Source organism: Asaia lannensis NBRC 102526 (genome assembly GCF_024054035.1).
Lineage (GTDB): Bacteria > Pseudomonadota > Alphaproteobacteria > Acetobacterales > Acetobacteraceae > Asaia > Asaia lannensis.
Window position 1 is genome coordinate 63768 of the sequence record NZ_JAMXQU010000002.1, and the last position, 14322, is coordinate 78089.

At 60.6% G+C, this 14322-nt stretch carries 14 protein-coding genes; 6 read left to right on the forward strand and 8 right to left on the reverse strand.

Translation table 11 applies throughout. The features are described from left to right. Positions 1 to 3: 3 nt before the first annotated feature. Together NF685_RS02830 and NF685_RS02835 are read left to right on the forward strand one after the other, a co-directional pair. Positions 4 to 927, forward strand: coding sequence for an LpxL/LpxP family acyltransferase (locus NF685_RS02830; RefSeq protein WP_252848517.1), 924 nt, complete (start codon positions 4 to 6; stop codon positions 925 to 927). Between the two features lie 186 nt (positions 928 to 1113). Next, entirely contained in the window at positions 1114 to 1485 is a 372-nt protein-coding gene (locus tag NF685_RS02835) for a hypothetical protein (protein WP_252848518.1), read from the forward strand. A gap of 100 nt (positions 1486 to 1585) precedes the next feature. Here NF685_RS02835 and NF685_RS02840 read toward each other — a convergent pair whose 3' ends face one another. After that, positions 1586 to 2956 carry a penicillin-binding protein activator gene (locus NF685_RS02840; RefSeq protein WP_252848519.1) on the reverse strand — a complete coding sequence of 457 codons (1371 nt, stop codon included), beginning with the start codon at positions 2954 to 2956 and terminating at the stop codon, positions 1586 to 1588. On the opposite strand from NF685_RS02840, the gene rsmI reads away from it, so the two are divergent. Further along, the gene (gene rsmI / locus NF685_RS02845; RefSeq protein ID WP_252848520.1) at positions 2941 to 3891 is read left to right on the forward strand and encodes a 16S rRNA (cytidine(1402)-2'-O)-methyltransferase; all 951 of its coding nucleotides are present in this window, start codon (positions 2941 to 2943) and stop codon (positions 3889 to 3891) included. The two genes, NF685_RS02840 and rsmI, sit on opposite strands and share 16 nt — an antisense overlap. 91 nt (positions 3892 to 3982) lie before the next feature. Here the strand turns inward: rsmI and NF685_RS02850 are convergent, their stop codons facing one another. The 3 genes from NF685_RS02850 to NF685_RS02860 are packed head-to-tail and all read right to left on the reverse strand — an operon-like array spanning position 3983 to position 6796. Then, a complete protein-coding gene (locus NF685_RS02850) occupies positions 3983 to 4651 on the reverse strand; it encodes a LolA family protein (protein WP_252848521.1) in 669 nt (222 codons plus the stop codon). Next, on the reverse strand, positions 4635 to 6017 hold the full coding sequence (locus NF685_RS02855; RefSeq protein ID WP_252848522.1) for a glutamate--cysteine ligase: 1383 nt from the start codon (positions 6015 to 6017) through the stop codon (positions 4635 to 4637). The genes NF685_RS02850 and NF685_RS02855 overlap by 17 nt, the downstream gene beginning before the upstream one ends. 56 nt (positions 6018 to 6073) lie before the next feature. After that, positions 6074 to 6796 carry a 16S rRNA (uracil(1498)-N(3))-methyltransferase gene (locus NF685_RS02860; protein WP_252848523.1) on the reverse strand — a complete coding sequence of 241 codons (723 nt, stop codon included), beginning with the start codon at positions 6794 to 6796 and terminating at the stop codon, positions 6074 to 6076. Between the two features lie 77 nt (positions 6797 to 6873). On the opposite strand from NF685_RS02860, the gene ubiA reads away from it, so the two are divergent. Further along, a complete protein-coding gene (ubiA, locus tag NF685_RS02865) occupies positions 6874 to 7794 on the forward strand; it encodes a 4-hydroxybenzoate octaprenyltransferase (protein ID WP_252848524.1) in 921 nt (306 codons plus the stop codon). Then, positions 7791 to 8441 (forward strand): class I SAM-dependent methyltransferase, encoded by a 651-nt coding sequence (locus NF685_RS02870; RefSeq protein ID WP_252848525.1) that lies wholly within the window; start codon positions 7791 to 7793, stop codon positions 8439 to 8441. The genes ubiA and NF685_RS02870 overlap by 4 nt, the downstream gene beginning before the upstream one ends. 91 nt (positions 8442 to 8532) lie before the next feature. On the opposite strand, the gene NF685_RS02875 is transcribed toward NF685_RS02870, so the two are convergent. Beyond that, on the reverse strand, positions 8533 to 9909 hold the full coding sequence (locus NF685_RS02875) for an MFS transporter (RefSeq protein ID WP_252848526.1): 1377 nt from the start codon (positions 9907 to 9909) through the stop codon (positions 8533 to 8535). 1 nt (position 9910) lies between these two features. Beyond that, complete coding sequence (locus NF685_RS02880; protein WP_222547719.1) at positions 9911 to 10660, reverse strand: dienelactone hydrolase family protein; 750 nt, start codon at positions 10658 to 10660, stop codon at positions 9911 to 9913. Positions 10661 to 10919: 259 nt separating this feature from the next. Here NF685_RS02880 and NF685_RS02885 point away from each other — a divergent pair, with 259 nt between their 5' ends. After that, on the forward strand, positions 10920 to 12260 hold the full coding sequence (locus NF685_RS02885) for a GntT/GntP/DsdX family permease (protein ID WP_252848527.1): 1341 nt from the start codon (positions 10920 to 10922) through the stop codon (positions 12258 to 12260). A gap of 59 nt (positions 12261 to 12319) precedes the next feature. On the opposite strand, the gene NF685_RS02890 is transcribed toward NF685_RS02885, so the two are convergent. Further along, positions 12320 to 12916, reverse strand: coding sequence for an isochorismatase family cysteine hydrolase (locus NF685_RS02890; RefSeq protein WP_222547721.1), 597 nt, complete (start codon positions 12914 to 12916; stop codon positions 12320 to 12322). Beyond that, a complete protein-coding gene (der, locus tag NF685_RS02895; RefSeq protein ID WP_222547722.1) occupies positions 12913 to 14319 on the reverse strand; it encodes a ribosome biogenesis GTPase Der in 1407 nt (468 codons plus the stop codon). Before der ends, NF685_RS02890 begins: the two co-directional genes overlap by 4 nt. Between the last annotated feature and the right edge of the window lie 3 nt (positions 14320 to 14322).

Genomic DNA, 14322 nt, shown 5'->3' on the forward strand with positions numbered 1-14322 from the left:
CCGATGAGCGATAAACCTGCCATCACCCTAGCGCATCGCGCAGAGTATTTCATAGCGAAGCTGGCCCTTATCGGGTTCTCATGCCTTCCTCCGTCAACCGCCTCGAACCTCGGCGGATGGCTCGCACGACGGATCGGGCCGCGCCTGCCTGTTTCGCGACTGGCCGATATCAATCTTTCCATGGCCCTGCCGCGCATGAAAGAGCATGAGCGCGCCGAGACCGTCGCACAGGTCTGGGAAAATCTGGGACGCACCGCCGCCGAGTTCCCTCATCTTGCGCGCCTCGAACAGAATACGCCAAGCGGGCCGGGCTGGAGCATTACCAACGCCGAGGCGCTGGATGCAGTGCGCGAAACCGGCAAGCCGGTCATCTTCTTTTCAGGCCATATCGGCAACTGGGAGATGCTTCCCCCCATCGTCGCACGCCACGGCCTGCCTTTTGCCTCGTTTTACAGAGCTGCCGGCAATCCGCTCATCGATAACATGATCACCCGGCTGCGCCTGCGCGCAATGGGGACCGATGTCCCCATGTTCGCGAAAGGGGCGAAGGGCGCGCGTGCAGCATTGCGCCATCTGTCCACCGGCCATCATCTTGGCATACTGGGCGATCAGAAAATGAATGACGGCATCGAATGCCGCTTTTTCAATCTTCCAGCCATGACAGCCTCGGCTGCGGCGAGCTTCGCCATAAAATATGACTGCCCGATCGTAACGGGTCGTATCGTCCGTCTTGGCCCTGCCCGTCTGCATCTCGAGGTGGGTCCCGTCCTGATACCCGACCAGAATGCCCCGAGGCAGATCGAAATCGGCAGCCTGACACAGCAGCTCAACGATCAGCTGGAGCGGTGGATCACCGAAATCCCCGGTAGCTGGTTATGGCTGCATCGTCGCTGGCCAAAAGAATTGTATACAAGAAAAAAAGGCTGAATTGCACCTCATAGACGCCCAAAACAGCGTTTTCAACCTCTGCACGTCCGCGAAACGAAGCATTGCTTTTGTGCAACACTATCTGTTTTTGATGACCGGAAAGGACCTTTGCGCGCAATTTTACATTGAGACTGCGCGCTTTTGCCGTTTAGCCTCGGTGCTGCACCAGAAATGAGGACGCATCGTATGGCCCAGACGCTGCCGTTTCCCAAGAACGAAACTCCAGCACCTCTCAGCAATGTGATTCCACTGCGCTTTAATGTCCTGCCCCGCCATCGCGAGTATCTCTCGCAGTGGCTTCGGGCCGGGCTCGCGATGGGTTTATGTGACGCGGATATCGAGACGGAATGTCCCGATGGACGTGACGAAGCTGTCGCTCACATCCTGATCTGGGTGCGTGAAAACGCAGACCCGGCCTATATGATCAGACCGCGCGGCCTGCGCTGGGTCCTGATCGACCATATTCGCGACCACGAACTTGGCGTTTATCCCAGTCTCGAGCTTGCCCTCAATACCGTACGCCCCGTCCTGCCGCTGAAATCGATCGCCGCAGCCTGACTCTTGCGTCCCCCGTTCCGACATGGGTGATGAACGAACATCCCCCAACGCCGGACCAGATCAGGCCGATCCCGGATCGGCCCTGTTAAGGGGAAGCGGATTAGGGGGTCGCGCGTGAGAGACGGCGCGGCGCAGGCAACGCGGTTTTAACTCCGCCTCCCGGCATGATTTCGAAGACTGCGAGCCCGCGCGCCACGCTTCCATCCGCGCGGAGCGCAAAGGTTCCATCCGCACCGGCAAAGCCGTCGGGGCGCAGCAGGGAATTCTGCGAAAACCCATCGGGCTGCTGGCTCAGGACGGCCGCCATTGTCGCGGTGTCGTATGCCACATCGGCCAGTACAGACGGCGCGTAGCCGTACCGTGCGCGATAGCGCTGCACAAAATCCGTGCGAGCCGCCGGATCGGGGGCAGCGAACCATCCACCCTGCAAAGCTGCCAGCTTGCTTGAGAATGCGCTCCAGAGCGCGGGCCCCATAAGCCGCGTCTGATGCGGGTCCACCGAAGCCTGTTTGAGACCATCGATCACGGTTGCAAGCTGCAGACCCGTATCGCCGAGCAAAAGCGCGTCGAAAGGCGGCGGCGGCATCGGGACCGACGGTGCCGGTGTCGACGTGCCTGCTGCGTTTGGCACTGGTGCGTTCTGGCCTGTTGCAGTTTGGACAGGAGACGTATCGGCTTCGCTGCCGAGCGGGTTGATCGCGTCCGGTTCGGCTGGCTTGGCTGCCTGCGCCTGTTGCGCAACCTGATCCTGACGGCTCTGGATATTCGCAAGCGTTTTCAGGCCAGAAACGATGGAATCGGCTGCTCCCGTGTGGAACACGATCTGTGGCGACTCGAGCCCCTTGGCGGCACAGGCCTTCACCAGAGCGTCGCCCAGCGCATGACCGAGCGCGCTTTCGGGCAGAAACGCCGCAAAATTCTTGCGCCCTTCTCCGGCCGCTGCATCGACAAGACGATTGACCTGCTGCTCGACTGTCACGCCCATGACCCAGACGCCCGGATGAGCCTGTGCCTGATCGCTGGTATAGGCAAATTCGGGAACGCCTGCCGGTTGCGCCAGTGTCGCGACAGAGGCCGTCTGAGAAGCGGTAAGCGGCCCGAGAATTACCCTGTCGCCCTGATCGATTGCTGCGCGCGCCGTTGTTGCCGCCGTCTGGCCGGGCGCATCCGTATCGCGGATATCGAGTGTGACACCATGTCCGTCAGGCACAGCAATATGGGCCGCATTGGCCATCTGCTGACCGAGCTTGCCGAAACGCCCCGAGAGCGGCAACAACATGCCAATCTTTTTGATGCCGGCATCGGGCTGCGGGCCCACGGCGCCAACAGGAGGTGCGGTTCCCGGGCCGCTACAGGCATTGAGTGCAAGAAGCGCGACACCGGCCAGAGCGGAAACCTTGCATGCAGTGGCCGACCTGAGCGATGTGAAGGAAACCACGCGCTGACGGGGACCGAATGTCCGACCTAACATCTTACACCCATACTCCTGTTGACGATTCGATCCATGAGGATCCGCAGCATGCTTATGATACTTCCGGGAATACTGCGACCCTTCCCCCGGGAAGCCTGACCCTCGTGGCAACGCCGATCGGCAATCTGGGCGATATAAGCATACGCGCCCTTGCCGCACTCAAGGCTGCCGATGTGATCCTGTGCGAGGATACCCGGGTAACAGCCAAACTGCTCAAAGCCTATAATGTTTCCACACCGACACAAATTCTTCACGACCATAACGAGGAAGACCGCATTCTCGGGTTGCTGGAAAGATTACGCTCCGGCGCACGGATGGTTCTCGTCTCGGACGCTGGAACACCGCTCGTATCCGATCCCGGCTTTCGCCTTGTACGCGCAGCGCTGGCCCAGGATCTGCGCGTGGACGCGGTGCCGGGCGCCAATGCTGCAACACTTGCCCTGACCCTTTCGGGCCTGCCGCCTCATCCTTCACTATTCAGCGGTTTTGCCGCTCCGCGTTCGAGCGCCCGCAAAGGACAGTTTGCCGTCTTACGCGCTGCAGAACAGGCTGGCCTGTCTGCTACCCTGATCTGGTACGAGGCGCCCCATCGTCTGCTCGACATGATCGAGGATCTGATTGCCGTATTCGGCCCCGACCGGCAGGGAGCGGTCGCACGCGAGCTGACAAAGAAATTCGAAGAAATCCGACGCGGCACCCTGGCCGAGTTGCAAAGCCATTTTCTCGCAACGGCGCCACGCGGCGAGATCACGATCCTCGTCGGACCACCGGGCGACGAGCCTGCGCTGGGCGAGGAAGATCTCGACACACGCCTGCGCACAGCTCTCGAAACCCACTCGGTGAAGGATGCGGCAGCTCTGGTAGCAGGGGCCGTCAACCTGCCCAAACGCGTGGTCTACGCCCGTGCCCTGGAGCTGGGGAAACAGAAGGACTGAGCCGCAACCGCCCACCGGTCGGACGCCACAGGCTTGTCTCTCATGCGTCCAACCGCTCATGCACCAGCGCGACCATTCGCGCTGCGAGGTGTCAGTCCTGCTCTTTGGGTAGCGCGAACAATGTATCCGGCAAGCTGGGATTGGCGACGATATTGAACAGATCGATCTGCGTTTCGCGCCCCTGGGCGTCCTTCACGACCCATGAGCGCAGCGCAAGCGGCGAATCATTGAAGATAAGCGTCAGGCTTCCCTCGGACGGTGTCGCCGTGCGCACCAGCGTTACCTGAACCAGCCCGCGTTCATGCTGGAACCCGGTAACGGTGACATCGCCGGCCAAGCGCAGATCGGGACGCAGAAGAAGCCCCAGCGGTGTACGATCAAGCGGGAGCGTGGTGACCTGCCCAAGCTCGCGGTCCTGATAAACGATCTGCCCCTGATTGGCGATCAGAAGCAGAGGGCTCGGCTTGTCATAATCGAAACGCATGCGACCAGGTCGGTCCAGCCATGCCTGCCCTGTCGAACGGGCGCCATCCGGAGCAATCTGCTGGAAGCGCGCCTTGATCGTGTGCGTCGCATTCAGTGCGTCCTGAACGCGGGCGACCCAGCCCGCATCGGCGGGGGACAAGGCAGCAGCTCCTGTCTGGGTCTGTATCTGGTTCTGGGCCAGTGCTGGCACAGGGAGAAATGCCAGCCCCGTCAGGGCTGCAAAAAGGCAGGAAACAGGTTTGATCATCGGGGAATTATCAGACTGCCGCTTCATCGAAAATGAACCTTACATCGCCCTTCCAGGGACCGTGGTACCGGTCGAGCCAGTACTCTGCCTGTGTCTGTCCGCCATCGGCAATTTTCATCAGAGGGGCGAGATAGATTTCCTCACCCAGACCACGCGCGCGCAATCCCTGCTCTGCCAACGAAACGACACGTTTGGCAAGATTGCGCAGCCCACCGGGGAACGCAGCGTCCATCGCCTTGCCCGGCACTTCTGCACGCAGTGCCTCATAAACCGACCACGTTTGCTCCTTGACCAGCTTTTCGGCCTCCACAAGGGTTGCCGGATCGTAAAGCAGGCCAACCCAGAGGGCCGATTGCGCCAACATCATTTCGGGGCTTCCGGCATCGGCCCCGCGCATTTCAAGAAACTGCTTCAGTCTCACATCCGGGAAGACCGTCGTGAGATGATCTTCGAAATCGCCCAGCGTGGGGGTGAACCCTGCAAGCTGGGGCTGAGGCCTGCCTTCAAGCCAGTCCCGGAATGAGGCACCGGCCACATCATGAATCTGCCCATCGCGCATGATGAAATACATCGGCACATCGAGCACCCAGTCGACATAGCTCTCGAAGCCGAAATCGTCTTCGAAACAGCAGGCCGGCATGCCAGAGCGCGCATTGTCGGTGTCGGTCCAGACATTCGCCCTGTTCGACAGAAATCCGTTCGGCTTGCCCTCGTAGAAGGGCGAATTGGCAAAGAGCGCCGTGGCGAGCGGCTGGAGTGCGAGAGAGACACGCATCTTGCGCGCCATATCTTCCTCGGACCCGAAATCCAGATTGACCTGTACCGTGCAGGTACGTGTCATCATATCCAGTCCCATGCTCCCTACGAGCGGCATATAACGACGCATGATCGCATAGCGGCTCTTGGGCATGATCGGCATGGCGTCACGCGGCCACAACGGCTGGAAGCCCAAGGGAGCGAACCCGAGACCGAGCGCTTTTGCAGGCTCGCGCAGGGCTTCGAAATGGGCCGCCATCTCGGATCTTGTTTCATGAAGCGTGGCAACCGGTTTGCCCGACAGCTCGAACTGACCGGCAGGTTCGAGCGATATGGATTCGCCCTTGTGCGCACCCTGCCCCTTCAGCCCGATCAGCTGCTCCTTGTCTTCAATCGCCTGCCAGGACGATCCATCGCCTTTCAGTGCCTCAAGAAGAGCTTCAATTCCTTCAGGCTTGTAGGCGGGTGGTGAATAGGCTTCGCGACCGGATCGATCACCGGGCAGAACGAAGCCGAATTTTTCATGTTCCGTACCAATGCGCCAGGCAGTTTGCGGCTTTGCACCGTCAGCGAGAATCGCGACGAGCTGGGCCTTGCTCTCTATGGGCGTATCGTTCAGGTCACCGGGATTAGACATGGGCGGTACTGGAGCCTCGGAGGGATTTCTGGAAAAAGAAACTGTTGAGTTTCTCTCTATATGGACTGTGCAGCGCGAAACGCCAAATGGGCAAGTCCGGCAACCACCGCAGTATCGGCTCTCAGGATCAACGGCCCAAGCGACACGGAACGAACGGCGCCATGCTGGTCCAGAAAGCGACGCTCATTTCCAGAGAATCCACCTTCAGGTCCGATAAGCAGGGCATAGTCTGCCGGAACAGGTTCAACGTTCTCGCTATCCTGTCGTTCCAGCGCCGCGAAAACCGGACAATCGACCGGCCATTCCTGCATCAGCTGTGCCATCGGTCGCAGGGGATCGATCTGCGGGATATCAAGCCTTTCGCATTGCTCGGCCGCCTCGATCGCAATGGCCCTGAACCGTTCCGCATTGATCCTGTGCGTGTTTGTGCGCTCCGTGATAACCGGACAGAATCGGGTAACACCCATCTCGGTCCCCATGCGCAGCACGAGATCCGTCGCATCGCGTTTAAGCGGCGCGAACAACAGAACGGGCCCGTGAACGGGTACGGCTGGACGGATCGACGCTGTCAGCACGGCACGCCCGCGATCCTTGCGCTCCATCTCGAGACGGGCAGCCCATTCTCCTGTGCCATCGCCGAAGACGTGGAGCGTATCCCCATCGGCCAGACGAAGCACACTGGCCAGATAACGCATGTGCCCGGGGTCCAGGCTAATCGTCTCGCCTGCTCCCATGCCCGGTAGCAGTCCTTCCAGATAGAGCCGTGGCGCGTCCTGCATGGGGTCCCCTCTCGATGCGCGATTGACGTTCGTCGTTCATAGACGCAATGAACCGGGATGACGACATGGAGAGCCAGATGACGCGCCAGAGCGTGCCCCATACCGATATACGCGCGCATGGCTGGGTCGCACGCCTGCCGGATAGCCTGCGTCCCTACGTGCTGCTCGCCCGTCTCGACCGTCCGGTCGGTACATGGCTGCTCCTGCTGCCAGGCATATGGGGAATCGAACTGGCCCAAGGCGCGACGCCCGCGCGACAGGCTGTGCTCATCGTGCTTTTCGCACTCGGCTCTCTGGCCATGCGTTCGGCGGGCTGTGTGGTCAACGATATCTGGGATCGCAAGATCGATGCACAGGTTGCCAGAACGGCCGGTCGTCCGCTCGCCAGCGGCGCCCTTTCGGTACGACAGGCGCTAATCGCTCTTGCCCTGCTTCTGGCCATCGGTGCGTTCGTTCTCTTTCAGCTTCCTCCGATCTGCTGGGCTCTCGCCCCGGTCGCACTCCTTCTCGTCGGGCTTTATCCTGCGGCCAAGAGAGTCACATGGTGGCCTCAACTGGTCATGGGATTTACCTTCGGTTTTGGCGCTCCCATGGGCTATGCGGCAAGTGCTGGCAGGCTCGATGGCGTATGTGCGCTTCTCTACGCGGGTACCATTCTGTGGCAGCTTGGCTTCGATACGATCTACGGCTTTCAGGACATGGATGACGATGCGCGTATCGGTGTGCGTTCCACCTCACGCCTGTGGGCCAGCCGGGCCCGTCCGTTCATTGCCTCATGCTATGGCGCAGCGATTATATGTATTACCGCTGCCATGGCGCTTGCAGGGCTGCACTGGAGCGCATGGCCCATCGCCGCACTGGCGTTTGTGCTGCTCCTGCGCCAGATCGGCCAGATCGATATTCATAACCCGGCCCTCTGCCTGAAGCTGTTTCGTCAGAACGTTCCTTTCGGCATGCTCCTCGCTCTTGCTCTGATCTGCGGGCGTCTCTTCCAGTGAAGAACCCGGCAGCATTCATCACCGGGCAGACGATCGTCGAAACCGCACCACTGGTGCCGGAATTGCGCCTTCACCTCGCAAGTGAGATCACACCCATCTGGCAGGCGACCGAAACGCATCTTGCCGAGATGAATATCGAGCCGCCCTTCTGGGCCTTCGCATGGCCGGGCAGTCAGCTTCTCGCCCGATGGATCCTCGATCATCCCCAGAGCGTGTCAGGCAGGAAAGTACTGGATTTCGCCTGTGGCGGCGGACTGGCCGGCATTGCCTGCGCCCATGCCGGGGCCGATGAAGTATTCGTCAACGATATCGATCCCCTTGCTCTTGAGGCTGCCTGCCTCAACGCCTTGCTGAACGGTCTCACGGTCATACCGCGCGCAGGCGATCTCGTTGGACGCGTGCCGGAAGGGATCGATCTGCTGTTATGCGGCGATGTCTGTTACAACCAGCAGATGGCAGACAGGATCGTTCCCTGGCTTCGCGATTGTGCAAGGACGATGGAAGTCTGGATGGCCGATCCCGGACGCCCCTACGCCCCCAGGGAGGGCGTGGAAATACTCACTCTATCGGTTCTGCCCACCACAATGGAGCTGGAGGGCAAGACAGCACGCGAAACGCGCCTCTGCCGTATCCTGCCTGACGCCTGATATTTCCACCGATACGGGGAATATAGACATCACTCAATCGGCTATCGGTGCGCCCGGATCGGGCACGAAACAGCGATAACCGGACCTATACTCAAACCGGGGATATCTCGGCCTTTTTCCTCTTGAGACCTCGTGCGAGGCTCAGAGCGGCCCCCAGCCACGCAATCAGCATGGCGCAGAACAGACAGAGCGTGGAGGCATGGGTGCTGAAACGGAACACGCTCGCAACCAGCAACGCGCCCAGTGTCTGGCCACCCAGACGGGCCACGGAAACGAGCCCGCTCGCACTCCCCTCGCGGCCGCGTGGGGCTGCAAGCATCATGACCCTGTTATTGGGCGGCTGGAACATGCCGAAACCCGACCCGGCCAGCCAGGTACGCCAGATAATATTGAGGCTCGAGGCGTCGGGCGGCAGGGACCACAAAAGCGCGAAGCCGCACCCCGTAATCGCGAGCCCGATACTGGAGAGCAGCACCGCCGGCACGCGATCGGTCCACCGACCGATCAGGAACGACATTCCGGCCACACCGACAGCCCATGGCGTGATGAGAAATCCGGTCACCGTTGCAGGCCGGTGAAATACGGTCTCAAGCGTGAACGGCATGGCGATGATAAAGAAATTCGATGCCACAAAGCCGATCAGCCCGACGATGAACGCGATAAGAAAGGTCGGTATTCCAAGCAGATCCACAGGCACGACGGGCTCGCTGCGACCGCGCTGATAATGCAGAAGCGCCATCCAGCAGGCGACCCCCAGCCCCGAAAGCGCCAGAGCGCTCAGCAGACCGCCATGCACGGCGTCGTCTACGCCGATCACTGTCAGGGTGAACGCCGCGATCGTCAGCACGACAGCCGGCAGATCGACCGGTTTTTCCGATTTCGGCGTAACCGGCAGCGCAACGCTGGCCAGACCGAGTGCAGCAAGACCAAGCGGCACATTGATCCAGAAAATCCACGGCCATGGGGCCACAGACATGACGAGCGATCCGACGGTCGGCCCCAGTGCGACGCCCGTGCCGATGATCAGCCCGTTCAGCGACAGCCCTTTGCCCAGCGCCTCCTTGGGATAGATAAAGCGGATCAGGGCGATGGCGACGCTCATGATGCTCGCGCCACCGACACCCTGAAGGGCGCGCGATAGCGCCAGTTCGAGCAGGGTATGCGACATGGCGCATAATACAGAGGCCACAAGAAATATCGCTATTCCCAGACGGCACATGCGCGCAAAGCCGATACGCGCCCCGATGGATGCGAGGGGCAAAAGCATCGAGAGCGAGGCGAGCTGATAGGCATTGATCACCCAGATCGATTGCGAAGACGCAATATGCAGATCATGCGCGATACTGGGGAGCGCCACATTGGCAACGGCGTAATCGAGCACCGACAGAAGCACGGCCAGAGCGACGGCAAGCATCGCCCTGACACGTTCGGCACCGTATAATCCATCTCCTGTCGGTGCGTTGCTCATTTCAGGGCTGGGCGATGAAAACACGCTGGAAGAGCGCGTTGGTCCAGAGCATCCCCTGCAGGAAAAGAGCCGCATCGAAACGCGGCGCGCCATCGCGCAGGAAGGCATGCTGGCCATCGACCTCATGCCATTCGAGCGCCACCGAGGCTTCCTCAAGCGCATCACGTATCTGGCGTCGTCCCTCATAAGGCACATGCGGGTCGTGGCGCCCCCAGACCATCATGAGTTCACCGCTGATTTCGCCTGCGCGTGCAAGCGTCTTGTCCTCGCGTTCTCCGCCAAGTGTTCCGGTGTGAAGATCGGTCGCATAGAAACAGGCCGTGGCCTCGATGGACGGATGCAGCGCCGCACGAAACGCAAGATGGCCACCAAGACAGACACCGAAGGCGCCGAAACGACCGCTACAGGCCTCATGCACGCTCAGCCAGTTCATCAGCGCCTCGTTGTCGCTGTCGAACTGTCCGATCGGCTTGGTATATTTGAGTTCGTTTCCACGATCCGTCCCCGGCTTGTCATAGGCCAGAACGCAACCGGGCGCTTCGTACTCGTGATAGACTTCAGGCACGGCGACGAGATAGCCCTGCCCTGCAATCATCGATGCAAGGCGTTCGATCGGCGCCGTAACCTGGTAGATTTCCGAAAACAGCAGAATAGCCGGAAACCGCCCGGGGCGCGTCGGGCGGAACAGGTGCACGCGCATCTTCCCTGTCGGGGTGTCGATATCGATATCTTCATCGGTACGGATCAGCACGGAAAGCTCCTATGGCAGTGTGCGAGTCGGTAAAACCGGCATCTGTAGGACCTCGTGCATAATGCGTCTGTCAGGGCCGCGCCATGCCTTGCCCGATTTGCGACTCGCGGCAGTGCGTTTTGCGCCTTTGGATCGATCCAGAATTAACCTCAGGAAAGATCAGGCGTGGCGCGGTCTGTAAGATTTCTGCCCAATATGTGAACATGCAGAACGTATCCGCAGCGTTGACAGAACCCCCTGCCAGTCCCGAGATCGCGTCATGTCTGCGCTCTTCGCCATCTCACTCGCCACCGCCGCGATCGTCGCGATCGTCGTTCTCATCGCCTTTCTCAGGCTCAACCCGTTCATCGTCCTGTTCACGACATCGCTGGCTCTGGCTCTGGCCGCTGGCATGCCTGCGGACAAGGTCGTGAAATCCTTCGAAGAAGGCGCGGGCCATGTGCTCGGCCATGTCGGCACCGTCATCGCGCTGGGCACCATGCTCGGCAAGATGCTGGCTGAATCGGGCGGTGCGGACAGAATCGCGCTGACCATCTCGAACAGGGCCGGACGGTCGCGCGTCGACTGGGCCATGATGATCATCGGCCTGCTGATCGGTCTGCCGGTGTTTTTCGAGGTCGGCTTCGTCCTGCTTATCCCGCTTGCCTTCGTTCTCGCCGCACGCACCGACACGCCGCTTTTACGCGTGGCCCTGCCCATGGGCGCTGCGCTGTCGGTCACACACGCCATGATCCCGCCTCATCCGGCGACACTGCTGGCGCTCTCGGCCTATCATGCCAATACCGGCCATACGATCTTTCTCGGCATTCTGATCGGCACGCCGATTGCGATTATCGCCGGGCCGCTTTTTGCACGCTTCATCGCACCGCGTGTGCCTCTGACCGAGGCGAACCCGCTGGCCGAGCAATTCGTGAACCGTGAGCCACCCAAGAACATGCCGGGCTTCGGGATCACGGTCTTCACCATTCTCTCCCCTGTCGTGCTCATGCTGATCGCCTCGATAGCCGATCGCGTTTCCACACCGGGCACCGGGCTGAACACCGCACTGCACTTCGTGGGCAATACCGATATCGCGCTCGTGCTCGCCGTCATTCTTTCTTTCTATGTGCTGGGTCTGGCACGGGGTTTCTCGCGCGAGACGATCCTGCGCTTTACCAATGAGTGTCTGGGCCCGACTGCCCTCATCATGCTGCTGGTGGGGGCTGGCGGCGGTTTCGGGCGTGAACTGGTCGATAGCGGCGTGTCCAAGGTCATCACCGATACAGCGCTCAACTTCCATGTTCCCATACTGGTGCTTGGCTGGCTTCTGGCCGTGATCGTTCGCGTGGCCTGTGGGTCGGCAACTGTCGCCATGAGCACGGCATCGAGCATAGCAGGGCCGATCCTGCTCAAGAGCCACGGTGTCTCGCCCGAACTCATGGTGCTTGTCACCGGCGCCGGATCGGTGGCTTTCGGCCCGATGAACGATGCAGGGTTCTGGCAGATCAAGGAGTATCTGGGTCTGACGGTCCCGCAGACCATCAAGACATGGTGCACGATCGAAACCCTCATCGCCTTTCTGGGGCTCGGTTTCTGCCTCGTGGCATCGATGTTCGTCTGATACGACACGAGGCGGGATTACCCCGCCTCGTCATACCGCAGGTCGGCAGTCCGCCTTTGTCAGTTCCCGACTGTGTCGAGAAAGGCCGATGCAGTCATCGGGCGCGAGAACATGGGATAGGTATAGGCGATTGCGGCTTCATGCTGCTCTTTGGAGAGAGTCGCCGTACAATCCGTCAGAGTCACCACATCGTAGCCAAGCTCGTAGGCGGTACGCATGGTGGATTCCACGCAGCAATCCGTCAGAAATCCCCCCAGGGCGACACGGGTGATGCCGTTATGGCGGAGAATGAAATCCAGATTGGTGCTGGCAAAGCTGCACAGACCACGCTTGCCGGAAACGATCAGATCTTCCGGTGCGGGTGCAAGCGCATCGATAATCTGCGCGCCCCACTCTCCTTCGATAAAAGCGTTCGTGGCCTTCACCCCGGCGAGAATACCGTACGGCTCGGCAGGGAGTTCCGGATATCCTTTGGCGAACGCAATAGGCACCCAGACGATCTTCACACCTTTCGCACGCGCCTCCCTGACCAGAGCGATCGTGCGGTCGATCATGCCGGTCCGGGCAATCTCGGCCTTCACGCCGTCATGCAGCGCACCGCCCTCCGTGACGAAATCGTTCTGATATTCGATCAGCACAAGAGCGGTCTGGCTCACGACTTGTTCTCCGCATAAGGATTCTTGGTGCCACGCAGCTGCAGGCGGATCGGGGTGCCGGGCAGATGGAAGGTTTCACGCAGCCCGTTCACCAGATAGCGTTTGTACGCATCCGGCAGCAGTTCGGCGCGCGTGCCGAACAGGATGAAGGTCGGGGGCCGCGACTTGGCCTGCGTCATGTAACGCAACTTGAGGCGTCGACCATCGACCAGAGGCGGCTGGTGACGCTCGAGAGCCGCTTCGAACCAGCGATTGAGCTCACCTGTCGTCACGCGGCTGTTCCAGACTTCATGAGCACGACGCACGGCGGGGAGAAGCTTGTTTACCCCGGCACCGGTCAGGGCGGAGAACGTCACAACCGGAATACCGCGCATCTGGGCGAGCGATGTCTCGATGCGATCCGCAATGGCCTGACGCGTGGCGGCGCGGTCTTCGACGGCATCCCATTTGTTCAGGGCCAGAACGCAGGCGCGTCCTTCGCGCTCGATCAGTCGGGCAATCTGCAGGTCCTGCTCATGCACACCGAGTGTTGCATCGAGCGTAAGGACCACCACCTCGGCCATTTTCAGCGCCTCGATGGACGCCGAAACGGACATGCGTTCCAGATCTTTCTCGATACGCGCCTTGCGACGCAATCCGGCCGTATCGACAAGCTGGATCGGGCCGACATCGTCATGAAGCGAGACGGAAATGGAATCGCGCGTCAGTCCAGGCTCAGGACCCGTGATCATACGCTCTTCACCGAGCAGACAGTTCAGGAGCGTCGACTTGCCTGCATTCGGCCGACCGACAATGGCAAGACGCAGCGGTCCGGCGGGACGCTCTTCGATTTCCTCGCCATCCTCATCGAGCGGCTTGGCACGGGATCTCGGCTTTTCGCGCACGCGCTCGCCTTCCGGCAGACGGTCGGCAATTTCACCCATGAGATGGGCAATGCCCTCGCCATGCTCGGCGGACAGGGCAAGCGGCGTGCCCAGACCCAGCGAATAGGCTTCGAGCACTTCATTAGAAGCCGAAGACCCTTCTGCCTTGTTGGCCAGCAGCAGCACCTTCTTGTTCTGCTTGCGCAGCCAGGCGGCGAAATGCTTGTCGGCAGGTGTCACACCGGCACGGGCATCGATGCAGAACAGGACCAGATCGGCCTGCGCCACAGCAGATTCGGAAGAAGCACGCATACGACCGAACAGCGTATCGGGTGCGGCCTCTTCAAGCCCTGCCGTATCGATCAGGCGCACCTTGCGCCCGCGTAGCAGGGCTTCTCCTTCCTTGCGATCGCGTGTCACGCCCGGCATGTCAGACACGATGGCCTGACGCCGCCCTACAAGTCGGTTGAAGAGAGTCGATTTACCGACATTGGGTCGCCCGGCGATAACAACGAGCGGAAGAGAAGAAGTGTCAGTCACGGA